Here is a 23,626-nt window from a genome sequence, read left to right on the forward strand (position 1 = left end):
GTCAGTCGGTCCGAGCGGGCTGCCCTTGCGGGGCCGTCCAGCTGTACAGGTGCTCGGGGCGGCCCTTCTCGCCGTAGCGCAGGCTCATGCGGACCCGGCCCGCGCGCTCCATCAGCTTCAGGTAGCGGCGCGCCGTCTGGCGGCTGACGCCGGCCCGCGCCGCCACGTCGTGCGCCGCCAGCGGGCCCCCGGCCGCCCGCAGCACCTCCCGCACCAGGTCGGCGGTGGGCGCGGAGTGGCCCTTCGGCAGCGGGGACGCGTCCGCCGTGGCGGCGCCGAACGCGCCGAAGATGCGGTCCACCTCGTGCTGTTCGGCCTGGCCGCCGTCGGCGAGGGCGCGGCGCAGTGCGGCGTAACCCTCGAGCTTGGCGCGCAGCCCGGCGAAGGCGAACGGCTTGACCAGGTACTGCAGCGCGCCGTGGCGCATCGCCGCCTGGACGGTGGCGACGTCCCGCGCCGCCGTCACCATGATCACGTCCGTGTGCAGCCCGCGTTCCCGCAGCCGCCGCACCAGCGACAGTCCGGACCCGTCCGGCAGGTAGTGGTCCAGCAGGACGAGGTCGATGCCCGCCCCGGTCCGTCCTTCGGTCCGTCCTTCGGTCTGTTCTCCGGGGTGTTCGAGGAAGCTCTGCGCCTGCGCGGCCGTGTGCGCCCGGCCCGCGACCCGGAAGCCCGGGACCCTGCTGACGTAGGCCGCGTTGATCTGGGCCACCCGGTAGTCGTCGTCCACCACCAGTACGTCCAGTGTCAGCATGGGATCCCCATCGTTCGCCGGTGAACCGACCGGCAGGCGGCGGCCCGGACGACCGTAGGCGGCGAAACTCGCCCCCGGCAAGAGCCGGCCCCGGGCGCAATAAGCGCGAAATCCCCACACGGCGGACGGCGAGGCCCGGACGCACCCGCCCCGGTGCTGTCCGGGAAACCGGGCGGGTGGTCCAGGCGATGCACCCATGGTTCCGCCGCGCCGCCGTCACTGAACAGTTGAGCTCATTCAGGACGCAAAGCTCTTTGCGCTCACGGTGTGATCGGAAGGTCCTTGCGCGCCTGCTCCAGGTCGTCCTCCCAGATCCACAGCCGCTGGTGGGGCGGCACGCGGTGGTAGCCGTACAGGCCCACTTCGGTCAGGTTCCGCAGGTCCACGCACACCCGCTGGTAGGCCTGTCCGATCGTCTTGGCCGGATCGGGCACCTCTCGGGCACCGAGCTTGATGCAGGCCCGGTACTCGTATCCCAGCAGCAGGTCCTCTCCGAACTGCGCCCAGGCGCCGAGCTGCTGTGTCCACGCCGCCTCCGCCTCGTCCAGCAGCAGGTTGAGGTCGGAGGTGGGCGGGATGGAGGGGTAGATGACGAAGGTGGCCGCCCAGCCCAGCGCCACCATGTCCAGGTTGAACGTGCGCCGGCGCGGGTCGTCGCGCGGCGGCAGCGGATCGGTCGCGCTGCCGCTGAACCAGGGCGCGGTGTAGGCCAGCAGACGTCCGTTCCTCTCGACGAGCTCGCCGGTCGCGATCACGGCCATCTTGCGCTGCGAGCCGTCGGGGCGGGTCAGGCGCGTGGCCACCATGTCCTCGTGCGCCCGCGTCGCCGCCTCGCCCGCCGCCTGGTGCCGCTGCGCGGCGTCGGGGGTGATCCGGGAGACGAGATAGTCCCGCAGGTCCTGCGGCAGCGCGTCGTAGGTGCCGTCCAGCAGGCGCGCCTTGGTGCGCTCCAGAGCGGCCTGGGCGGTGGCGGGCGAACCGCCGAACTCGCTTTCCGGGGTCTCGATGGAGACCATGCGGATCGCCATTTCTATCTTCGGGGTGTCGCCGTCGGTGACATCCACGAACGCGTAATCGTTGGCAGGCCGGCTGGGGCCCACGAAGCCGAGATCGATCATGGTCATTTTCCGGTTTCAATTGACTGCGGATGTCAATTCGAACGAGGCACCGGCGCCTTTGAGTGAGCGTGCTGTCTCCAGTATCTTCCGCCACGGGAATGAACGCCAATGCTGCGCAGCCGTTGGCAATTCAATCAGTGGTGGGTGCGATCGAGCGGCCGTGCGGGACCGGATGTCCCGCGCCCGCCGCCGGAGGGGATCAGCAACCGCAACTCACACCACGTGGCGAGCAATTCCGCGACTTCGCTGTCCAGGTCCGAATCGGCGGAACCCGTGGTTCCAGGCAGCCGCAAGTCGGAACAGGAGGGCTGCTCCGTCGGCAGGCGGTCCAGGGCCGTACTGATGGCGACGGCGGCCGTGACGGACCGGACGGCGCCCTCGCTCAGGCCGGACTTCCGGGCGAACGCCTCCGCCCGGAGGACCGCGGTGCAATCGGCGTGCGGAAGCAGGGCGAGTTGCCCGTCCCTGATCTCGATCACGCGTCGGTAGAGGCGGTACTCCAGCTCCCTGACGGTCGTGAAGTCGTGGATCCTGCGACCGGGCGGCGAGAGCGCGATCTCCGGCACGGCCCGGTGCATCGTCGCCCACAGCGAGTAGAGGCGGTGATAGGCGAGGAACCGCACGCACCAGTCGTACGCGGACTGCAGGCGGGGCGCCCAGCCGGGGAAGGTGAAACCCACGATGGTGAGGAACGCCCCGGTGTTTCCGAACAGCCAGGACAACTCGTTGCGGTGCGGGAAATCGAGCCCGAACAGTGATCCGAAGAGGTTTCCCAATCGGATCGCGCTGTATCCGAGTGTCAGGGTTGCGCCTGCCGCGAGGAATTGGAGGCCGGCCCTCAGGTGCGGGTTCTCCGTCTCCTTGGCGCTTTTCCACGACGTACGGGCGATGATGACCTCGCCGCTCGTGTAGACGCCTATGTAGATCAGCAGGTAGGTGAAGTAGTAGGCGGAGTGGCCCTCGTAGACGCTGAAGTCCTCGGGATGCCGGATCGACGGTTCGAGGTTGGCGAAGAGGATCGTCGTCGCCGCCAGTGTGAGACCGCACAGGGCGATCCGGGTCCGGGCCTTCCTGCGGGCGACGGCCGGCGGATGGTTCCAGTACTGGAGGGTGATCTGCTGGCCGAAGACGAGGCAGGTGACGCCGCTCGAGGCCAGCAGGGCGGTGATGTTGGGAACGCCGATCAAGGAGTCCAGGCGTATCCAGACCGCGGGGATCAGAAGCGTGAAGCTCGTCCCGGACAGTGCGAACGTGACGCAGAGGTAGCGGAGCGCCGGATCGTCCCTGTTGCGGCGGTAGGAATTCAGCATGTAGCAGAAGCCGATCCACGCCGCGACGCTGCAGAACACGTGCAGAAAGGTGATCACGACGAGGTCCGCCGGTTCCGGAGGAGAGTCCTCTCGATGCGCCTGATCATGTGGACCGGGGTGTCGGTTCTGCCGGCCTCGTCCCGGCGGCGCTTCGTCCGGTACATCAGGAGCGAAGCGATGATCTCGGCTTCCTGCTCCTCCACCGCGTCATAACGGGACCGGTGCAGTACGCGCAGAATCATCTCCGGCGCGAGATTCGGCATCAATCGGGAGGTCAGTTCCGCGATGTCGTTGTCGCACCGGTGGTCGCACAGGATGTGTCCCAGTTCATGTGCGATGACATGGTCCTTGTGCAATTGACTCGCGCGGCTGTCATGGAAGATGTAGTCGATTTTCCCTGTCGACAGCCATAAGCCGCTGGGGGAGCCCGCAGGAAGGGACATCTCCTGTAATAAGATCGGGCGACCGGTCTGTTCGCTGACTTTTCTGCAGAGATCTGCGATAGGGAGCGGCTCGGATATGTCGATACTACGAACTATCTTCTCGCAACGTCGACGCAGGTTCATTCAAGCTCTTCCGTGGGGGGTTTACGCAGACTTTTGTCGCTGTCGCCGTCGCCGCCGGCGTCCTTCGGAAGGCCTTCGAGGTCCCTGATCCGCTCGATGATGTCACTGATCGACTGAAGGCTCTCGGGTGACAGTCCGGCCGCCCGCAGCGCGATCCGCTGGACGCCGGCATCGCGGAGGGAAACCAGGTATTCGAGCTCGGCGTCGACCTCTTCGGCCACTTGGTCGTCGAAGAAGTACGCCGGCGGCACGCCGAAGAACTTGGCCAGAGCGCCGATGTGACGCAGCGTCGGGTTGTTCCGCTGTCCGTTGCGGAGCAGCCAGATGTAGCTGCTGGAGATCGATACGCCACTGGCCGAGATGACACGGGCGACCTCGTCCGTGCTGTACGGCCCTCGCCCGGCGGGTGCGACCGTGCGGAACAGGTGGTTCAGCCGGTCGGCGAAGGTGGGAGCGGTGTCGGGAGCCGTGTCAGTCATGGCTGCCCCTCTCTTCTCTTGGTCCTCGGCCCTTCCCCCGCAATGGCTGCCAGCATAGCTCTCCACTAGTGTGGAGACCCAAGTTGATCGCTGTCCATGTCAGTTGACAACGCCTCGGCGGCTCTCCTAGCGTTCAGCGTCAGCGAGTTGGACAGCCTCGTGGCCCTCAAGTCGTACCAAGGGCCAGGTGTATCGGCCGGTGGGGCGAGGTCGGTGAGCCACAGCGCAGCAGATCAGCGGCTGTGGCCCAGCCACACGAGTGTGGCCGTCGACGCTCCTCCGCCGCCGGTCGGGCCGTCCCGTCCCTCCGCACCTCTAGTGCACGGCGCCACCCCCGCATTCCTTTCCCCTCACCCGTTGGAGGACACGTATGTCGGACGTCGCGCAGTCCCAGGGCTTCACCGACCGGCAAGAACTCCGCCGGCTCAACCGGGCGACGGTCGAGCGGTACATGAACACCAAGGGCAAGGACCGGCTGGAGCGGCACCTGTTGTTCACGGAGGACGGCGTCGGCGGTCTGTGGACCACCGACACCGGGGCGCCCATCGCCATCACCGGCCGCGACAGGCTCGCCGAGCACGCGGTGTGGTCCCTGCGGTGCTTCCCCGACTGGGAGTGGTACAACGTCCAGATCTTCGAGACGCAGGACCCCAACCACCTGTGGGTGGAGTGCGACGGGCACGGGAAGATCCTCTTCGACGGCTATCCCGAGGGCTACTACGAGAACCACTTCCTGCACTCCTTCGAGCTGGCGGACGGGAAGATCAAACGGCAGCGCGAGTTCATGAACCCGTTCGAGCAGCTGCGCGCACTCGGTATCCCCGTACCGGAGATCAAGCGCGCGGGCATCCCCACCTGACCTCGTCCCGTCGCTGTCTGGAGACCCCTGTGCAGGAAGTCCTGAGTGACATCCGCGGCCTCGAGGCGTTACAGCAGCCCGAGTGGCCCGACCCCCTGGAAGCGGACCGCACACGGTCGGAACTGGCCGGCCGCCCCCCACTCGTACGCCCCGCAGACCTCCTCACCCTGCGCGCACTGCTCGCCCGGGTCGCCGCCGGGGAGGCCCTGGTGGTGCAGGCCGGAGACTGCGCCGAAGACCCCGGCGAACGCACGCACGGCGACGTCGCGCGCAAGGCGGCCCTCCTGGAGGTGCTGGCCGGGACCCTGCGGCTGAGCACGGCCAAGCCCGTCGTGCGGGCCGGGCGCATCGCCGGCCAGTTCGCGAAGCCCCGCTCCCGCCCCACCGAGACCCTGAACGGCTGGGAGGTCACCTCCTACCGCGGCCACCTGGTCAACGCCCCCGAACCCGATCCGGACGCGAGGCGCCCCGACCCGCGCCGTCTCCTGGCCGGCTACCGGGCCGCCGAGGAGATCATGGGACACCTCGGCTGGCGGCGGCCCGCCGAGGACCCCCTCATGGCGCCGCCGGTCTGGACGAGCCACGAGGCACTCCTGCTCGACTACGAACTGCCCCTGCTCCGCGAGGACGACGAGGGCCGCCTGTTCCTCGGCTCCACCCACTGGCCCTGGATCGGAGAACGCACCCGCCAGGTCGACGGTGCCCACGTCGCCCTGCTCTCCCGCGTGATCAACCCGGTGGCGTGCAAGGTCGGGCCCCGCACCACCCCGGACGAACTCCTCGCCCTGTGCCGACGGCTCGATCCGCTGCGCGAGCCGGGCCGGCTCACCCTCATCGCACGCATGGGATCCGACCGGGTCGCCGCGTGCCTGCCTCCCCTCGTGGCAGCCGTGCGCGGCGCGGGACACCCCGTCATCTGGCTCACCGATCCCATGCACGGCAACACGGTCACGGCGCCGGGCGGCACCAAGACCCGCCGGGTCACGGCGATCTCGGAGGAAGTGGCGCGCTTCCAGGAGATCGTCACCGCCATGGGAGGCACCTGCGGCGGCGTGCACCTGGAGACCACCCCCGACGACGTCACCGAGTGCATCTCGGCCGAGGCCGACCTGGACCGGGTCGGCGACAAGTACACGAGCCTGTGCGACCCGCGCCTCAACCCCCGTCAGGCCGTTTCGGTGCTGTCCGTCTGGAACTCCTGAACCCCGACGCGCGAGGAAGACCATGCCTGGTATACCGCCGATCGAACCGTACTCCCTGCCCTCCGCCGCCGAGTTGCCCGCCAACCTCGTCGACTGGGAGGCCGACCCGGACCGTGCCGTGCTGCTCGTCCACGACATGCAGCGCTACTTCCTGGCCCCGCTGCCGGAAAGCACCCGCGGACAGCTCGTCGACAACGCGGCGGCCCTGCGCGACCAGTGCGCCGCAGCCGGCGTCCCCGTGGCCTACACCGCCCAGCCCGGCGGCATGACCGAGCGACAACGCGGCCTGCTCAAGGACTTCTGGGGGCAGGGCATGCGCCCGGAGCCGGCCGACCGCGAGATCGTCGCCGAACTCGCGCCCGCGGCCGGGGACTGGCAGCTGACCAAGTGGCGCTACAGCGCGTTCTTCGACTCACCGCTGCTCGACCTCCTCCGCGACAGCGGCCGGGACCAGCTGATCCTGTGCGGGGTCTACGCGCACGTCGGCGTCCTGGCGACGGCCGTCGAGGCGTTCTCCCACGACATCCAGGTCTTCCTGGTGGGCGACGCGGTCGCCGACTTCTCCGCGCGGCACCACCGCATGGCGCTCGGCTACGCCGCCGAACGCTGCGGAAAGGTCGTCACGACGAAGGAGATCCTCGGGTGAGCACCGACCTGCTCGACGACATCCTGCACAACCGGGCGGCCGCCTACGCGCTGTTGCACCGCCCGGAGGCCGCGGGACCGGACACCCTCGACGTCCTCGTCGGCGAGGTGTCGACACCCGCCGCACTGGCCGACCTGCCCCTGGCCGAGACCGGTGACCCGGCTCCCGGCGGCCCGCGCCACGAGGTGCTCGCCGTGATCCCCTACCGGCAGATCACCGAACGCGGCTACCCCGCCCCCGACGACGGTGCCCCCCTCATCGCCCTCAGCGTCACCGACGCCCGGCAGCTCCCCCTCGTCACCGCCCTGGCCCGCCTCCCGAAGGTCCCGACCGCGCTGCGCGACGGGCACTTCGACGTGGACGACGACACGTACGAGGGGATCGTCCGCGCCATCGTCGACGGAGCCATCGGCACCGGGAAGGGCGCCAACTTCGTCATCAAGCGTTCCTTCGTCGCGGACATCACCGGCTACGGACCGCACAGCGCGCTCTCCTTCTTCCGCCGCCTGCTGCGGCACGAGACGGGCGCGTACTGGACCTTCCTCATCCACACGGGAGAGCGGACCTTCGTCGGGGCCTCGCCCGAGCGCCACATCAGCGTGGACGCCGGCCGGGCCGTGATGAACCCGATCAGCGGCACCTACCGCTACCCGGCCGCGGGACCGGCCCTGCCCGAGGTCCTGGCCTTCCTCGCCGACCGCAAGGAAACCGACGAGCTGTACATGGTCGTCGACGAGGAACTCAAGATGATGGCCCGGATCTGCCCGGAGGGCGGCCGCGTGACCGGCCCGCACCTCAAGGAGATGGCCAGCCTCGCCCACACCGAGTACTTCATCGAGGGCCACACCGACCTGGACGCCCGCGACATCCTGCGCGAGACCCTGTTCGCTCCGACGGTGACCGGATCACCCCTGGAAAGCGCCTGCCGCGTCATCGCCGACCACGAGCCGCAGGGGCGGGGCTACTACAGCGGGGTCGCCGCGCTGATCGGCCGGGACGCCCAGGGCCGCCGCGCCCTCGACTCCGCCATCCTCATCCGAACGGCGGACATCGACCGTTCGGGCCGGGTGCGCATCGGAGTCGGCGGCACCCTGGTACGCCATTCCCAGCCGGCCGAGGAGGCGGCCGAGACCCGCGCCAAGGCGGCCGGACTGGTGGCCGCCCTGGAGGCGGGCGGCCCGCAGGGCTTCGCCGCCCACCCGCGCGTCCGTGCCGAGCTGGCGCGGCGCAACGACGCCATCTCCGACTTCTGGCTGCGCGACGCGGCCCACCGCGCCGCACCGCACCGGGACCTCGTCGGCCGCCGCGCGCTGGTCGTCGACGCCGAGGACACCTTCACCGCCATGATCGGCCACCAACTGCGCGCCCTGGGACTGGAGGTGTCCGTTCGCCGCTTCGACGAGGACTACGCCCTCGACGGCCACGACCTCGTCGTCATGGGACCGGGACCGGGGGACCCGACCGAGACCTCCGACCCCAAGGTGGCCCATCTGCACGCCGCGGTGCGCACGCTGCTCACCGCCGACCAGCCCTTCCTGGCGGTGTGCCTGAGCCATCAGGTGCTCAGCATGGCCCTGGGCTTCGAACTGGCCCGGCTCGCCGTCCCGAGGCAGGGGCTGCAGAAGACGATCGACCTGTTCGGGGCGCGGGAGGACGTCGCCTTCTACAACACCTTCACCGCCCGCAGCGCCGAGGACAAGCGCGAGGTCGAGGGCGTCGGCGTGGTGGAGGTCAGCCGCGACCGACGGACCGGGGACGTGTACGCGCTGCGCGGGCCGCGGTTCGCGTCCCTGCAGTTCCACGCCGAGTCCGTGCTCACACTCGACGGACCGCGCATCCTGGCCGACGTCCTGCGGGACGTACTCAACCGATGAGCGCACAGCGGGAGGACACCGTGCACCACCCCTACGTCGTGGTCGACGCCTTCGCCGCCGAGGCGCTCAAGGGCAACCCGGTGGCCGTCTACCTCGAGGCCGACACCCTGACGGCCGATCAGATGCAGCGCATCGCCAAGGAGATGAACCTCTCCGAGACGACCTTCGTGCTGCGCCCGGAGCAGGGCGGAGACGCCCACGTCCGGGTCTTCACACCGGTCAACGAACTCCCCTTCGCCGGCCACCCGTTGCTCGGCACCGCCATCGCCCTCGGCAACCGCGGCGGCGCGGACCGGCTCACGCTGGAGACCGCCATGGGCCCCGTCCCCTTCGAACTCACCCGCAAAAACGGGGTGGTGACCGAGGCGTGGATGCGGCAGCCGGTGCCCGTCTGGGAGCGGTTCGAGGCGCGCGAGGCGCTGCTCGCCGCCCTGGGCGTGCGGGAGACCGCCCTGCCCGTGGAGATCTACCGCAACGGACCCCGCCACGTGCTGGTCGCCCTGGGCAGCGTCGAAGAGCTCTCCGCCCTCCACCCCGACCACCGGGCGCTCACGGCGTTCACCGACATGGCCGTCAACTGCATCGCCGGTGACGGGACCCGGTGGCGGAGCCGGATGTTCTCGCCCGCGTACGGCGTGGTCGAGGACGCCGCCACCGGCTCCGCGGCCGGACCCATCGCGATCCACCTGGCCCGCCACGGCGTGGCCAAGTACGGGCAGCCCGTCCGGATCACGCAGGGCGTGGAGATGGGCAGGCCCTCGACGATGCACGCCCGCGCCGAAGGCGACGGCGACGACGTCACCAGTGTCGAGGTGGGCGGCGAGGGCGTCGTCGTGATCGAAGGAACCCTGCACCTGTGACCACCGCCGACAGCCGCACCCGGAGGCGTACATGAGCAGTACGAGGTCCGAGTCCCTCACCGGGACCGTGGAGCTGCCCTTCCCGGAGTTCACGGCACCGCCGTCCGATCCTCTGAAGTTGCTCGGGGAATGGCTGGCCGAGGCCGAACGGCACCACGTCCGCGAGCCCCGGGCGCTCGCCCTCGCCACGGCCGACGTCCACGGCCGCACGTCTTCGAGGACCGTCGTCCTGAACAGGCTGACCGGCACCGGGCTGCTCTTCACCACGCACCTGGGCAGCCGGAAGGGCCGGGACCTGGAACGCAATCCGTGGGCCTCGGGGGTGCTGTACTGGCGCGAGACGAGCCGGCAGATCGCGGTCGCCGGCCCGGTCGAACGGCTGCCCGACGCGGAGGCGGACGCGCTGTGGGCGGCCCGCCCCGTCTTCACCCACTCCATGTCGACCGCGTCACGCCAGAGCGAACCCCTGGACAGCCTCGACGACGTGACCGCGCTGCGCGAACGGGCCGCGCGCCTGGCGCACAGCGGGCAGCCGCTGCCCCGCCCGGCGGCCTTCGTCGCCTACGAACTGCGCCCCGACGAGATCGAGTTCTGGGCCAACGGCCACGACCGGCTGCACGAGCGGCTGCGCTACGACCGGGCCGGCCAGGGCTGGAGCGTCACGCGGCTCCAGCCCTGACGTCCCGACCGGCGAACACCGACCGATGTCCGAGCACCTCATCGATGCGGAACGCGAGAATCCCATGCAGGACCCGAACCTCCCGTCCCTCCGATTCCTCCACGCAGGCTTCCACGCCTCCGCCCGACGCCACGCCGACCGCCCCGCCCTGTCGCTCGCCGGGCACAGCTGGACGTACGCCGAACTCGACCGTGTCGCGCGACAGTGGGCCGCCGCGCTGCTCCGGGTGAGCGCACGGCCCCGCCGCGTCGGCATCCTCGGTCACCGCAGCCTCGTCACCTACGCGGGTTTCCTCGCCGCCCTCTACGCGGGCGCGGCCGCGGTGCCGCTGAACAAGAAGTACCCCGCGGCCCGCAACCAGGACATCGTGGAGCGGTCCGGTCTCGACGCCGTCCTCAGCGACGACGGAGCCGTAGCCCAGCTCGTCCCGCTGCTGAGCGCCCTGGACGAGATCCCGCCGGTCCTCCTCCCGGAGACCGACGACGCCCCCAACGGGCTGCCCGCCGGGACACCCATGCTCACCCGGCGCGACATCGACGGCGGAACCCCCCTGCCCGAGCCGGTCTTCGGCGACCCCGACGACACGGCGTACCTCCTCTTCACCTCCGGCTCCACCGGCCGGCCCAAGGGCGTACCGATCACGCACGCTCACGTCACCTCCTTCCTGAGGGTCAACTCCGAGCGCTACGACTTCACCCCCGAGGACCGGTTCACCAACACCTTCGACCAGACCTTCGACCTGTCGGTCTTCGACCTGTTCATGGCCTGGGGGAGCGGGGGCTGCCTGCTGCCCATGGACGTCCCCGACCTGCGCTCCCCGGTGGACTTCGTCCGCGAGCGGGGCATCACGGTCTGGTTCTCGGTGCCCTCGGTCGCCGTACTGCAACAGCGCGCCGGTGCCCTGGTGCCCGGCTGCATGCCCACACTGCGCTGGAGCCTGTTCTGCGGGGAGGCCCTGGCGGCGTCGGCGGCCGCGGCGTGGCAGACCGCGGCACCCCACTCCGTGCTGGAGAACCTGTACGGGCCCACCGAGGCGACCATCGCCTGCATGGCGTACCGCTGGGACCCCCTGCGTTCCCCCGACCGGGCGGTCAACGGCGTCGTCCCGATCGGCACGCCCTACCCGGGCATGGCGGCCGGCCTGTTCGCCGAGGACGGCAGCACGGTCCCCGACGGTGCCACCGGCGAGATCTGCCTGCAGGGGCCCCAGGTCTTCGGGGGGTACTGGCGGGACCCCGAGCAGACGCGGCGCGGCTTCCACACCCGGGCGGACGGCAGGTGGTACCGCACGGGCGACCTCGGACGCAGGGCCGCGGACGGCACGTTCACCTTCCTCGGACGCCTCGACTCCCAGGTGAAGATCCTCGGCCACCGGGTCGAGACGGGCGAGGTGGAGGCACACCTGCGGCAGCAGGAGGGCGTCGACCAGGCCGTGGTCGTGGCCGTACCGGGCGAGGACGACAGCACCACCGTGCTCGCCGCGATCGTCTCCGGTCCCGAGCCGGACGCGTACGCGATCGAGAAGGGCCTGCGGGACTCCCTGCCGCCCTACATGATCCCGTTCTCGTTCCACCTCGTGGACGACCTGCCGCTCAACGCCAACGGAAAGGTCGATCGCCGGGCACTGCGCGAGCAGGTGCTCTCCGGAGAGCTCGAACCGCTTCCGCTCTGATCCGCCGGCAGCGCCGGTACCCACCCAGGAAAGGGACGCACAGTGAAGGTCGGCGACATACACCTCGCGGGCATCGGTACGTACCTGCCGCAGCGCACGCCCGTGGCGGAGGCGGTGGCCCGGGGCTGGTTCGAGGCGACCGCCGCGGAGGAGTCGGGACTCGCCTCCGTCACCATCGAACCCACCCTGTCCGCACCGGAGATGGCCGTCCGGGCCGCCCGCCGGGCCGTCGAGCACTCCGGCCATGCCCCCGGGGACTTCGCCGCCGTACTGCACAGCGGCGTCTACCACCAGGGCCCCGAAGGCTGGTCCGCCCCCCATTTCGTGCTGCACCGGACACTGGACCGGCCCATCCCCGCCTTCGAGGTGCGGCACGGCTGCCTGTCGGTGCTCACCGCGCTGCGCCTGGCCGCGGACATGCTGCGACCCGGCTCGACGGAGGGGGAGGCGGTCCTCATCACGGCGGCGGACAACTTCTCCACCCCGCTGGTGGACCGGTGGAACGACTCGGAGCACGCCGTCTACGCGGACACCGGATCCGCTCTCGTCGTCTCCACCCGCCCCGGCTTCGCCCGGCTGAAGGCCGTGGGCTCCCGCTCCCTCCCCGATCTCGAATCCATGCACCGCGGCGACGAGCCGTTGCTGCCCCCGGCGCGGCACCCCGACCGACCCATGCTCGTGGGGCCCCGGCTGCGGGCGTGGGCCGAGCGTCCCGGCGCCGGCCCGCACGACATGATCAACGCCGTGACCCGGTACGGCGAACTGGTCGCCGAGGTCGCCGAACGGACCCTGGACGAGGCCGGCGTCGACTGGGACGACATCGCCCGCGTCGCCCACATCGGCTTCAACGAGGACGCCCTGCACTCGCTCCTGCTCGACCCGCTCGGCGTACCGACGAAGGCCGGCACCTGGGACTACACCCGCACCATCGGCCACGCCAGCGTGGGCGACCCCGTCCTGGGCCTGGCCCACCTGTGGACCACGGGCCAGGTCGGCGAGGGGGACCACGTCCTGCTCCTCGGGGCCACGGAGGGCATGGAGGCGGGCTGCGCGGTCGTCGAGATCACCGAGCCGGGCGGCAGCACCCCGGGCGACGACGCCGAAGGGACCCTGCGATGAGCGGCACACCGGCCTCCGGGCCCACCGTGACCATCGACGACGTCCGGGACGCCGTCGCCGCGGTCCTCCGGGTGGCACCCGAAGAGGTGGGCGACGACACCGACCTCGCGGACCTGGGCCTCGACTCGCTCCGCGTGATGCGGCTGAGCGGCCGGTGGCGGCGGCAGGGCCTGGTGGCCGACTTCGCGGTCCTCGCCGCCGAGCCCACCGTGCGTGCCTGGACGCGGTACCTCGGGGGCACGGCGGCGGGACCGGACCGCCCCGGGCGGAACGGGAGTTCACCGCGGTGAGCGCGCAGCTTCGGGACCGGGTGCGAGGAGCGGTGCTCACCCCGGGCGACAAGGGCTTCGACGCCGGCTGCTCGGGCTTCCAGACCGCCTACCGCCACCGGCCCTCCGTCCTCGTACGGGTCGCCGCCGCCGAGGACGTGGCGGCGGCGGTGCGCTACGCCGCCGACCGTGCGCTTCCCGTCGCGGTGCAGGCGACCGGCCACGGCCTGACCGTTCCCGCCGACGGCGGCCTGCTCCTCGACACCTCGGCGATGACCGGGGTGACGGTGGACGCGGCGACGCGCACCGCGCGGGTCGCGGCGGGCACGCGCGTCGGCGAGGTCGTCCACGCCGCCGCCCGCTACGGCCTCGCGCCCCTGAACGGCTCCTCCACGGATGTCGGCACGGTGGGCTACGTCCTGGGCGGCGGTCTCGGCCTGCTGGCACGCGAGTTCGGCTACGCGGCCGACCACGTGCGGTCCTTCGACGTCGTGACACCCGACGGCCGCACCCGGCGGGTGACGCCGGACACCGAACCCGAGCTGTTCTGGGCGCTGCGCGGGGGAGGCGGCGCCCTCGCGGTGGTCACCGCCATGGAAGTCGGCCTGGTCACGGTCAGCAACCTGTACGGCGGCGAGCTGGTCTTCGACACGGCGCGGGTCCCGCACCTGCTCGACATCTACCGCGAGTGGATCCGCGCCTTGCCCAGGGAACTGACGTCCTCGGTCTCCCTGCTCTCCTACCCCGACGTGCCGGCCGTCCCGGCCGCCCTGCGGGGCCGCCATGTGACCCATGTGCGCGTCGCGTTCCACGGGGACCCCCGGAGGGGAGCGGAGCTGGTGGCACCGTTGCGCGCCGCCGGTCCCGCCCTGTCGGACAGCGTCGCCGTCATGCCGTACACCGAATGCGGGTCGATCTACCACGACCCGCCGTGGCCGCACGCCTACTTGGGGAACAACCACATGCTGCGGGAGTTCGGCCCGCGGGCGGCCGAGGCGGTGCGGGACGCCGCGCACCCGGACGCGCCGGGCCGCCTGGTGATCGACATCCGCCACCTGGGCGGGGCCCTGGCCGAGGCGCCCGGCGTGCCCAACGCCGTGGGCCATCGCGATGCCCACTGTCTCGTGCGCGTGCTGTCCCCGCTGGCGGACACCGGCGAGGACCAGGCACGCGCGGCGCACCGCAAGCTCGACGACGCGCTGGCACCGTGGCGCGTGGGGCGGTTCCTCAACTTCGTCTACGGCGGTCACCGGGACGGCGACGCCGAGGCGACGGCGCACGACGTGTGGGAGCCGGCCGACCGGCAGCGCCTGGCCCGGCTGAAGGCCCGCGTCGACCCGGCCGGCCTGCTGCGCTGCACGCTCACTCCGTCGGCACCCGCCACCGTGACCGGGTGACCGAATGACCGCCCGCACGGAGGACACCGCCCGCACGGAGGACACCGCCCGCACGGAGGACACCGCCCGCACGGAGGACACCGCCCGCACGGAGAACACCATCCGTGCGGAGGGTGCCGCTCGCCCGGAGGAGACCGCCGACCGGTGGCCGTTGGTCGACCGGGAAGCGCCGCTGGCCGAGATCGACGCGCTCGCCGCACACCGCCGCGGGGTCCTGCTGACCGGGCCGCCCGGAACGGGCCGGTCACGGCTGCTGCGGGAGGCGCTCCACCGGTCGGGGCGCCCCGGCACGGTGGTGGACCACGAGACACTCCCGACCCTGCCGGAACCACACGCCCCGGCCGCCGGACCGCCTCCCGTCCTGGCCGTCGACGACGCGCACCGCCTGCACCCGGCGCCCGCACAGCGGTTGGCCGCCCTGGTACGGCGGGGCCGGATCCTGCTGCTCGCCACAGCGCTCCACGGTGCCCCGCTGCCCGCCCCGATCGCCGAGCTGCGGGAGGACGAGCTGCTCGGATCCGTCACGACGACCCCCTTCGACCTGGCCGGCACCACACGGGCCCTGCGCGCCAGGCTGGGCAGCCAGGTCGCCACCGACACGGCGGCCCGGCTGTGGGAACTCACCGGCGGCAACCCCTTGTTGCTCGCGGAGCTGGTCGAGGCGTCGATCGCCGACGGCACCCTGCGCCCGGCCCAGGGACTGTGGCAGTGGCAGCAGGGCCCCGCGGGTCGGCGGCCCGCCAGACGGGTCTGCCAGGCCGTCGACCGGCTGTCGGGGCCGCTGGACGCGGCGGAGCGGGAGCTGATCGCCCTGCTCGCGCTGGGCGGGCCGCTGTCCGGGGAACTGCCGCTGATCGCCGGGCTGGCCGACGCCGCGGACCGTCTGCTCCGCCGGGCCGTCGTGACGGCCGAACCGGTCGGCCGCGGCCGCCGGCTGCGCCTGTGCCGGCCCCTGAGCGGACACGTGATCCTCGCCGGGCTGCCCGCACGGCAGGCGCGCGAACTGCGCCTGCGGCTCGCCGACGCGCTGGACCAGGCAGGCGACGCCCGCCAGGAGAAGGCCGCCGTGCCGGCGTCCGTGGCACTGCGCGTCGACGCCGGCCAGACACCCCCGGCCGCCCGGTTGCGGACGGCAGCCGAAGTCGCCCTCCGGCGCGGCGACTTCGCCGCCGCCGAACGGTTCGCGCGTCTCGCCCTCGGCGATGCGCCGAGCACGGGGCGGCCGGCCGCCGCCGACGCCGCGTCGGCACTCCTGCTGGGCCGGGCACTGTCGGGGCAGGGGCGCGGCGCGGAGGCCGAGGCCGCGCTCGCCGCTGCCGACGGGCGCAGCGGCGAGGCCGTCGGCGCCAGGGTGCGCAACCTGGCCTGGACGATGCGCCGTGTCGAGGCGGCCGCCGCCCTCGCCGAGCGGGTCCCGGACCGGTCGGGTCGCCTCCTGCGGGCGACCGTCGGGCTGCTGCGGGACCGGCTGGGCGACGTGGCCGGAAGCGGGGAGACCGCGCCGCGCGAGACCTCCGGTTCACCGGTGGCGCCCTCCTGTGTTCCCGTCGCCGCCTTCGCACGCCTGGAGACGGAAGGCAGCGCGGCCGCCTCGGCGTTACTGGAGCGGAGCCGCCAGGTGGAGAACCGGACCGAGCCCGACCGGATCACATACGCGGCGGTCGGCGCGTACACCGCCGCCGAGGCCGGGGACGACCCCGGCCTGCGCCACCACCTGGACAGGCTGCGCCGTACGGCCGCCCCCTACGATCAGCGGGCTCGGGTGTGGGGGGAAGCCGTCGAGGCGCGAGCCCACCGCGCCGCCGGCCGGCTGCCGGACGCGGTCGCGCTGCTGCGACGGGCCGCTGCCGCTCCGGACGGCCAGGACTGGTTCACCACCCGGCCCTGGCTGCTGGCGCAACTCGCGGGCGCGCTGGCCGAGTCGGGGCAGCACACGGAAGCGGTCCGCACCCTGATCGAGGTGCGCGTCGCGGCCCGCCGGACACCGCGCTACCCGCTCGCGGAGGACCACATCGCGCTGGAGGAGGCCCGGATCCTGGGCCGGTCGGGTGATGTACCGGGGGCGGTGCGCCGCGCCGAGGAGGTGGCGCGGCGCTCGGCCGCCGCCGGGCGGAAGGCCACGGCCCTGGCGGCCCTGCACCTGCTGGCCCGGCTGGGCCGGGCGGCTGTCGCCGCCGAGCTGCTGGACGCCCTCGGCGTCGCGGTGCGGTGCCCGGTCGGTGAACTGCGCGCACTGCACGTGCGGGCCCTGGCCGGCCGGGACGCCGCGCACCTCGACGACCTGGCCGACCGGTTCGCCCGGCTCGGCCGGTTTCCCCTCGCGGCGGAGTGCGCGAGTCAGGCGCACCGGCTGAACCGGGACGCGGGCCGGCACCGGGCCGCCCGGGCCTCGCTCGCGGCGTGCCGCGGCCATCTCGCCGCCACGGCCGGCACGGAACTGCCCGGCTGGGCCGCGTCCTTGGGCCCTTCGGCGCCCGCGCCCGCACGCCGGCGCGAACTCACCGCGCGCGAGCACCAGACGGCGACCCTGGCGGCGTCCGGGATGGAGAACGGGGAGATCGCGCGGCGGCTGTCGGTCTCGGTCCGCACCGTCGAGAACCACCTGTACCGGGCCTACGGCAAGCTCGGCATCACCTCCCGGGCGGAACTGGCCGGGCACGTCGGGGCGCGGGCCGGGTTCGCTCAGCCGCCGTCCGGGTAGAGCGCGGCGAGAGCGGCGATCATGTCGGAGATCGCCTCGACCGCCTCGGGCGGATCCAGCACCTCGACGTCGGTCCCGAACTGGAGCAACTGACAGACGGCGGCCGGCACCGGGTAGTCCAGCTCGACCGTGAGCCATTCGGTGTCGGCCCGCGTGACGCTCTCGGTGTCGGCCCGCGTGATGCTCTCGGTGTCCGCCCCGGTGCTGTCGGTCTCCGTCGGCCACACGGGCTCCGCGCCCGGCCCGGGCGCCCCGACGACTCCGCGGAAGTTCGCGCGGGTGAGCCGCTGCAGCATGTCCAGGCGCCCGCGCCTGACCCGGGCCCGGACCACGATCCCCGGCTCGCGGTTCTCCACCCGCTGCCGCAGTTCCTCCCACACCCGCACCAGCTGCATCCCGTCCCGGCGGCACACCGGCTCGGTGGTCACCGCGACGCCCCCGAGCCGGTCGGTACGGAACAACTGCGCCTGCCCGGCGTGGTCGGCGACGAGGTACCAGGTGCCCGCCTTGGAGACCAAGCCGTACGGATCGACGGTGTAGGTGTGCACCGACGTGCTGCCGCTGTGCCGGTAGGCGATGCGCAGCCGGCGGTCGGCGAGGACCGCGTCGTACAGCTCGTCCATCCCGGACGTGTCCTGCCGGGGCCCCGAGAGCCAGCCGTCCGGGTCGATCAGCAGCCGCCGGCTGGTCAGTTCGGCCGCCGGCCGGTGCGGCGCGGGCAGCGCGGCCATCATCTTGCGCAGCGCGGAGCCCATCGCCTGGTCCAGCCCCAGCGCCGAGTGCGCGCTCTGGCCCACGAGGACGAACAGGGCCCTCGCCTCGTCGCGGGTCAGCCCGGTCATGTCGGTGCGGAAGCCGGGCAGCAGCCGGATGCCCCCGTACCGGCCGCGCTCGGCGTACACCGGGACACCGGCCGCCGACAGCGCCTCGACGTCGCGGTACACCGTGCGCACCGAGACCTCCAGGCGCTCGGCGAGTTCGCCGGCCGGAACCAGGTCCCGGTGCTGGAGCAACAACAGGATGGACAGCAGTCGGTCGGACTTCACCCTTCCGAGTGTCGGGCATACCTGACGGCACCTGTCAGGTTTCGGACTGAGGATGACGCGTGCCGGTACGAACCGAAACGGAGACATCTGTGAAGCACGACGACATCCAGGCACTCGCCTCCCGGGTTGCGGGCCCCGTCCTCCTCCCGGGCGACCAGGACTTCGACGAGGAGCGCACCGGAGCGAACCTCGCCCTGCGGCACACGCCCGACGTGATCGTCGGCGCGGCGCGGGCCGAGGACGTCCAGGAGGCGGTCCGTTTCGCCGCCGGGCGCGGGCTGCCCGTCGCCGTGCAGGCCACGGGGCACGGGTTCGCCGCCGCCGCCGAGGGCGGGCTGCTGATCACGACGGGCCGGATGACCGGTGTGGAGGTCGACGCGGAGCGCCGCACGGTGACCGTCGAGGCGGGTGCGCGCTTCGAGCAGGTGATCCCGGCGACGGCCCCGCACGGCCTCGCACCGCTCAACGGATCGGCACCGCACGTCGGCGTCGTCTCCTACGTCCTCGGCGGCGGTGTGGGCCTGCTGGTGCGCACCTACGGTTACGCCGCGGACCGGGTGCGGTCCCTGGAGGTGGTGACCGCGGACGGCGCGCTGCGCCGGGTCACCTCGGACAGCGACCCCGACCTGTACTGGGCGCTGGTGGGAGGCCGGGACAACTTCGGGATCGTCACCCGGCTGGAAATGGACCTCGTTCCGGTGTCCCGGGTGTACGGCGGCGGTTTCTTCTTCGACGCGGAGGCGGCGCCGGACGTCCTGAGCGCCTACGCCCGGTGGACCTCCGACCTGCCCCGGGAGATGAACTCCTCGGTGGCGCTCGTTCCGATGCCGGACGACCCGGAGGTGCCCGAGCCGATGCGAGGCCGGCACGTCTACCACGTGCGGATCGCCTACACCGGCAGCGCGGAGGAGGGCGCGCGGCTGGTGGCCCCGCTGCGGGACGCCGGCCCGGTCCTGATCGAGGACCTGCGGGACATGCCGTACACGGAGAGCGGCTCCATCCACGACGAACCGCCGTTCCCGGTCCCCTTCCAGCGCGAGACGGTGATGCTGCGGGAAGCGGACGACGACGTGCTGCGCGTCCTCCTGGAACACGTGGGTCCGCAGGCCCCGTTGCCGGTCGTCGTGGAACTGCGGCACCTCGGCGGAGCCCTGGCGACCCCGCCCGAGCGGCCCAACTCCGTGGCCCACCGGGACGCCGGATACCTGCTGTCCGTCGTCACCCTGCTGTTCGGGATCACCGAAGAGGACACCCGGCCGCTGTACAAGCAGCTCCGCGAGGCCCTGCGGCCGGTCTCGTCCGGCGCCGGCCTGAACTTCCTGGGCCACGGCGCGAACGCCGGTGAGGAGACGGTCCGCACGGCGTACGCCCCCGCGGACCTCGACCGGCTGGCCAGGCTCAAGGCCGTCCACGACCCGGACAACCTCTTCCGCCTCAACTACAACATCCCGCCGGCGGGCGACGGCCCGACCGGGACGGCCTGAACGGGAGGCGGGCGATGACCGCTTCACCGACCTCCTCCGGGCCGGCCGCCGACCGCCACGATCGGTCCGGACCCGGTACCGGCGGGGAGATGCGCCGCGTCCTCGTCCTGGACGCGGCGGGGATGGGCGTCGTCGGGATCGGCTACCTCGCCGCCGCGCAGCCGCTCAGCAGGCTGTTCGGACCGGACACGGCTCTGGTGGCTGCCGTCGGCGCGGTGATGCTGGCGCTGGGTGCCGGCATCGCGGCCGTGGCCCGCCTGCGCCGGATCCCGGCCGCGGCCGTGCGTGCCGTGATCGGCTGCGGTGCCCTGTGGATCGTGCTCAGCCTGGCGGCTCTGGCCTTCGGATGGCTCGATCTCACGACCGCCGGGGTGGTGTGGACCTGGCTCCAGACCGTCCCCGTGGCGGTGTTCGCGTCCTGGCAGACCGCCGTTCTCCGGCGGAGTCATACCGGGGACAGGACCTAGGCGAGAGCCCGTCCCGCGTCCACTCCCTGCGCGGGACGGGCTCGCGGCCCGCTACTCGGCCGGACCGGACAGTCCCGGCCCGAGGCCGCCCAGCGACGGCAGGGAGTGGACCCCCTCGACGGTCGCCTCCACGTCGAACCACTCGCGGAACGCGAGCGGCCGTCCGATCAACTCGCCCGCGCTGCGTGGTAGTTGTGCTGCTCTGGCAGCCTCCTCCGACTCCCAGAGCAGCACCGCGCCCCAGCGGTGGTGCTCCGGGTCGGACACCCAGACCTTGAGCACAAGCCCGGGGACGTCCTCCCAGTTCCCCGCCTCCTCGCGCAGGAAGCCACGCAGCGATTCGGCGTCGTGATCCGCGTCGGTCAGGTCCCACCAGGCGATCATGGCCTTCATGCGGCTCAGTCTAGGAACGCCGCATCCGACCGTCCGCCGGTACTCACGGCACCCCGCGGCACGCGCCGGGCGCGGGCTGAGTACCGGCTGTTCCCGCGTGCCGGCGGTCACCGATGATCGGACGCCCGCGGTGCGCCGGCCCGGCATCGGGACCGGTCAGGCCCGGCCACGGCCGTCCGCCGCGTTCGAGAAGCCCACCTGAGGAGGACTTGTGGTGCGCGCCGAGCAGTCGATTCTCGATCTGCCCCACGACGCCGACCCGGACCCTGACGAACTGGTCCGGGCCGCGATGCGCTGGCACTTCGGCCCGGACACGGGCTCGCCGTTCTGGCTCGCGCGGGCGGCGTCGCTGGACTTCGATCCGCTCTCCGACGTCAAGACCTACGACGATCTGACGCTGTTCCCCAACGTCGCCGCCGAACTGCGTGATGTACCCGCCGCCGACCTCGTGCCGCGCGGCTACGGCGACCGGCCCGACATCGTCGGGGTGTTCGAGAGCGGCGGCACGACCGGAGCCCCCAAGCGCGTGGTCTGCCCCGGCGACTGGCTGGCCAAGCTGGTCGACTGGAGCAACCGCAACCTGGACGTGCACGGCTTCCCCCGCGGTGCGGACTGGCTGGGCATCACGCCCTCGGGCCCGCACCTGGTCGGCGAGATCTTCCGCCGGTCGGCCCGCACCCACGGCCGCTACGGCTTCCAGGTCGACCTCGACCCGCGCTGGGTCAAACGCCTCATCAAGGACGGCAGGGGAACCCAGGCGGATGCCTACGCCGAACACGTCATCGACCAGGCCGCGCACATCCTGCGCACCCAGCCGATCGGCGTGCTGACGGTGACACCGCCCCTCCTGGCGCGCATCGCGCAGCGCGAGGAACTCGTCGACCTGGTCAACGAGAAGGTACGGGCCATCCGGTGGGGCGGCACGCAGCTGGACACGGACACCGCCGAGCTCTACCGCACCGAGATCTTCCCCGACGCGACCCTCTACGGCCACTACGGCAGCACGATGATCCTCGGCATCGCCGGCCAGCGACACGGCACCCAGCCGGGGGAGCCGTGCGTGTTCGACACCTTCTCCCCCTACATCACCTTCCAGGTCGTGGACCCGGCGTCGGGCACGCCCGTCGCCTACGGCGAACGCGGCCAGGTGGTCATGCACCACGTCAGCAAGGCGCTGCTGCTGCCCAACAACCTCGAACGGGACACCGCAGTACGAGTGCCCGCGCCCGAGGGACGGATCGGCGACTCCGCGGCGGACATCGCCCCGGTGGAGCGGTTCGAGGACGAGGCCGTCATCGAGGGGGTCTACTGATGGAGCCGACCGCCCAGAGCCCCGGGCTTCCCCTGATCGACGCGCTGGGACCGAACGGCCCGTACCGCACCCATCGCCGCCAGACGATCCCCCGAGTGACCGGGGCGGCGGCCGCCGAGCTGAGCCTCGCCCCCGAGCTGTACGTCAACCGCACCATGAAGGCGTTGCGTGAGGCGGCGCCCCCGCCCGCCGAGGAGCGGTCGGCGATGCTGGCGCGTGCGGCCGGACTGTTCGGCTCCGCGGTGCTGGGCGGTATGACGCCCCAGGAGTACGAGTCGGCGGTCACCCGGGTCTCGGGGGTGCCCCTCACCGCGGTCCGCACCGCCACCCGGGTGCTGTCCGAACGGGTCGCCCAGGCCTGGAGCAGCGCCCATCAGGCCCGGCCCCGGGGCGCCGTGGCCGACCGGCACGATCCGCTGGTCCGGACGGGGCAGGCCGTGTGGGCCCGGCGGGGCCAGGTCCTCGCCGTCCATGTGCCGGGCAACTACCCCGGCACCCACGGCTACTGGCCCGAGGCCCTGGCCCTCGGCTACCGCGTCGCCGTGCGGCCCTCGCGCCGGGAGCCCTTCACCGCGCACCGGCTGGTGCTGGCACTGCACGAGGCCGGCTTCGGCGGCGACCAGGTGGCCCTCCTGCCCTGCGGACACGAAGCGGCCGACGTCCTCGTGCGCGGCGCGGACCTGGCCTACGGCGGTGACGAGATCATCCGGCGGTACGCCGGCGACCCGGGTGTGCTCTCCCTGCGGCCCGGACGCTCGAAGATCCTCCTGACGGCCGACACCGACTGGCGCGAGCACCTCGACATGATCGTCGACTCGATCGGCCGCAACGGCGGGACGGGCTGCGTCAACACCACCGCGGTGCTCGTCGAGGGCGACCCGGCACCGGTCGCCGCGGCCGTCGCCGAACGCCTCGCCGCCTGGCCGAGCCTGCCGCCCGAGGACCCCAAGGCGTGCCTGCCCGTCCAGCACGCCGACGCGGCCCGCACCCTGGAGCGTCACGTGCTGGAGCGGGCGAGGGGCACCCGGGCCTGGCTGAACGGCACCGGCTTCGTCGACGAACTCGGCGACGGAAGCGCCGTGTTGCGCCCCACCGTGCACCAGGTGGACTCGCCGGACGCCCCACAGGTCGGCGCCGAATTCCCCTTCCCCTGCGTGTGGGTGGCCCCGTGGAGCCGCACGGACCACGGCGTCGCGCCGCTGCGGGACACCCTCGTCCTGACCGCGGCGACCCGGGACGAGGCACTCGTCGACGCCCTGGCCGACGAGCCCACGATCAGCAACCTCTACATCGGCGACACGGCCACCCACTGGCACCGCCCCGGACTGCCGCACGACGGCTACCTGGGGGAGTTCCTGATGCGGAGCGCCACCATGGTGCGCCTCTGACGAGCCGCGCCCCCCGCCACCGGCAGGGACC

Annotated in this window: 22 protein-coding genes; 15 read left to right on the top strand and 7 right to left on the bottom strand. The window is 72.5% G+C overall.

Annotated features, from left to right (window positions below; all coding sequences use genetic code 11):
• Window position 1 precedes the first annotated feature (1 nt).
• The 5 genes from ABZ948_RS00990 to ABZ948_RS01010 form a co-directional block, all read right to left on the bottom strand.
• Window positions 2–754 carry a response regulator gene (locus ABZ948_RS00990; protein ID WP_359756065.1) on the bottom strand — a complete coding sequence of 251 codons (753 nt, stop codon included), beginning with the start codon at window positions 752–754 and terminating at the stop codon, window positions 2–4.
• Window positions 755–1,014: 260 nt separating this feature from the next.
• Window positions 1,015–1,878, bottom strand: a complete 864-nt coding sequence (locus ABZ948_RS00995; protein ID WP_359756067.1) for a hypothetical protein — start codon at window positions 1,876–1,878, stop codon at window positions 1,015–1,017.
• A gap of 128 nt (window positions 1,879–2,006) precedes the next feature.
• Window positions 2,007–3,239, bottom strand: coding sequence for an MAB_1171c family putative transporter (locus ABZ948_RS01000; RefSeq protein ID WP_359756068.1), 1,233 nt, complete (start codon window positions 3,237–3,239; stop codon window positions 2,007–2,009).
• Window positions 3,236–3,748 (bottom strand): ImmA/IrrE family metallo-endopeptidase, encoded by a 513-nt coding sequence (locus tag ABZ948_RS01005; protein ID WP_359756069.1) that lies wholly within the window; start codon window positions 3,746–3,748, stop codon window positions 3,236–3,238. The genes ABZ948_RS01000 and ABZ948_RS01005 overlap by 4 nt, the downstream gene beginning before the upstream one ends.
• Window positions 3,745–4,227: a helix-turn-helix domain-containing protein gene (locus ABZ948_RS01010; RefSeq protein WP_359756071.1), complete on the bottom strand. Its 483-nt coding sequence runs from the start codon at window positions 4,225–4,227 to the stop codon at window positions 3,745–3,747. The genes ABZ948_RS01005 and ABZ948_RS01010 overlap by 4 nt, the downstream gene beginning before the upstream one ends.
• A 370-nt stretch (window positions 4,228–4,597) precedes the next feature.
• Between ABZ948_RS01010 and ABZ948_RS01015 the strand changes: the two genes are divergently transcribed.
• The 11 genes from ABZ948_RS01015 to ABZ948_RS01065 are packed head-to-tail and all read left to right on the top strand — an operon-like array spanning window position 4,598 to window position 17,505.
• Window positions 4,598–5,086, top strand: a complete 489-nt coding sequence (locus ABZ948_RS01015) for a PhzA/PhzB family protein (RefSeq protein WP_359756072.1) — start codon at window positions 4,598–4,600, stop codon at window positions 5,084–5,086.
• 29 nt (window positions 5,087–5,115) lie between these two features.
• On the top strand, window positions 5,116–6,288 hold the full coding sequence (locus tag ABZ948_RS01020; RefSeq protein ID WP_359756073.1) for a 3-deoxy-7-phosphoheptulonate synthase: 1,173 nt from the start codon (window positions 5,116–5,118) through the stop codon (window positions 6,286–6,288).
• A 22-nt stretch (window positions 6,289–6,310) separates the two neighbouring features.
• Complete coding sequence (locus ABZ948_RS01025) at window positions 6,311–6,934, top strand: isochorismatase family protein (RefSeq protein ID WP_359756075.1); 624 nt, start codon at window positions 6,311–6,313, stop codon at window positions 6,932–6,934.
• A complete protein-coding gene (locus ABZ948_RS01030; protein ID WP_359756077.1) occupies window positions 6,931–8,808 on the top strand; it encodes a chorismate-binding protein in 1,878 nt (625 codons plus the stop codon). The genes ABZ948_RS01025 and ABZ948_RS01030 overlap by 4 nt, the downstream gene beginning before the upstream one ends.
• On the top strand, window positions 8,805–9,668 hold the full coding sequence (locus tag ABZ948_RS01035; RefSeq protein ID WP_359756078.1) for a PhzF family phenazine biosynthesis protein: 864 nt from the start codon (window positions 8,805–8,807) through the stop codon (window positions 9,666–9,668). Before ABZ948_RS01030 ends, ABZ948_RS01035 begins: the two co-directional genes overlap by 4 nt.
• 31 nt (window positions 9,669–9,699) lie before the next feature.
• Window positions 9,700–10,347, top strand: coding sequence for a phenazine biosynthesis FMN-dependent oxidase PhzG (gene phzG / locus ABZ948_RS01040; protein WP_359756080.1), 648 nt, complete (start codon window positions 9,700–9,702; stop codon window positions 10,345–10,347).
• Between the two features lie 25 nt (window positions 10,348–10,372).
• Complete coding sequence (locus tag ABZ948_RS01045; RefSeq protein ID WP_359756081.1) at window positions 10,373–12,019, top strand: amino acid adenylation domain-containing protein; 1,647 nt, start codon at window positions 10,373–10,375, stop codon at window positions 12,017–12,019.
• Between the two features lie 42 nt (window positions 12,020–12,061).
• Window positions 12,062–13,138 (top strand): ketoacyl-ACP synthase III family protein, encoded by a 1,077-nt coding sequence (locus ABZ948_RS01050; protein ID WP_359756082.1) that lies wholly within the window; start codon window positions 12,062–12,064, stop codon window positions 13,136–13,138.
• Window positions 13,135–13,428 (top strand): phosphopantetheine-binding protein, encoded by a 294-nt coding sequence (locus ABZ948_RS01055; RefSeq protein WP_359756084.1) that lies wholly within the window; start codon window positions 13,135–13,137, stop codon window positions 13,426–13,428. The genes ABZ948_RS01050 and ABZ948_RS01055 overlap by 4 nt, the downstream gene beginning before the upstream one ends.
• On the top strand, window positions 13,425–14,804 hold the full coding sequence (locus ABZ948_RS01060; RefSeq protein WP_359756085.1) for an FAD-binding oxidoreductase: 1,380 nt from the start codon (window positions 13,425–13,427) through the stop codon (window positions 14,802–14,804). Before ABZ948_RS01055 ends, ABZ948_RS01060 begins: the two co-directional genes overlap by 4 nt.
• A 4-nt stretch (window positions 14,805–14,808) precedes the next feature.
• Window positions 14,809–17,505, top strand: a complete 2,697-nt coding sequence (locus tag ABZ948_RS01065; RefSeq protein WP_359756086.1) for a helix-turn-helix transcriptional regulator — start codon at window positions 14,809–14,811, stop codon at window positions 17,503–17,505.
• Here the strand turns inward: ABZ948_RS01065 and ABZ948_RS01070 are convergent.
• The gene (locus ABZ948_RS01070; protein WP_359756088.1) at window positions 17,487–18,551 is read right to left on the bottom strand and encodes a helix-turn-helix transcriptional regulator; all 1,065 of its coding nucleotides are present in this window, start codon (window positions 18,549–18,551) and stop codon (window positions 17,487–17,489) included. The two genes, ABZ948_RS01065 and ABZ948_RS01070, sit on opposite strands and share 19 nt — an antisense overlap.
• A gap of 89 nt (window positions 18,552–18,640) precedes the next feature.
• On the opposite strand from ABZ948_RS01070, the gene ABZ948_RS01075 reads away from it, so the two are divergent.
• Window positions 18,641–20,035 (top strand): FAD-binding oxidoreductase, encoded by a 1,395-nt coding sequence (locus tag ABZ948_RS01075; protein ID WP_359756089.1) that lies wholly within the window; start codon window positions 18,641–18,643, stop codon window positions 20,033–20,035.
• A gap of 14 nt (window positions 20,036–20,049) precedes the next feature.
• A complete protein-coding gene (locus ABZ948_RS01080) occupies window positions 20,050–20,502 on the top strand; it encodes an MATE family efflux transporter (protein ID WP_359756090.1) in 453 nt (150 codons plus the stop codon).
• A 51-nt stretch (window positions 20,503–20,553) separates the two neighbouring features.
• Here the strand turns inward: ABZ948_RS01080 and ABZ948_RS01085 are convergent, their stop codons facing one another.
• A complete protein-coding gene (locus ABZ948_RS01085) occupies window positions 20,554–20,895 on the bottom strand; it encodes a hypothetical protein (RefSeq protein WP_359756091.1) in 342 nt (113 codons plus the stop codon).
• A 214-nt stretch (window positions 20,896–21,109) separates the two neighbouring features.
• On the opposite strand from ABZ948_RS01085, the gene ABZ948_RS01090 reads away from it, so the two are divergent.
• Both ABZ948_RS01090 and ABZ948_RS01095 read left to right on the top strand, forming a co-directional pair.
• On the top strand, window positions 21,110–22,207 hold the full coding sequence (locus tag ABZ948_RS01090) for a phenylacetate--CoA ligase family protein (RefSeq protein WP_389622769.1): 1,098 nt from the start codon (window positions 21,110–21,112) through the stop codon (window positions 22,205–22,207).
• The gene (locus ABZ948_RS01095; protein ID WP_359756094.1) at window positions 22,207–23,595 is read left to right on the top strand and encodes an aldehyde dehydrogenase family protein; all 1,389 of its coding nucleotides are present in this window, start codon (window positions 22,207–22,209) and stop codon (window positions 23,593–23,595) included. Before ABZ948_RS01090 ends, ABZ948_RS01095 begins: the two co-directional genes overlap by 1 nt.
• Window positions 23,596–23,626 lie beyond the last annotated feature (31 nt).

Origin of the sequence: Streptomyces olindensis, from assembly GCF_040645895.1 — a bacterium.
In the GTDB taxonomy this organism is placed as follows: domain Bacteria; phylum Actinomycetota; class Actinomycetes; order Streptomycetales; family Streptomycetaceae; genus Streptomyces; species Streptomyces olindensis.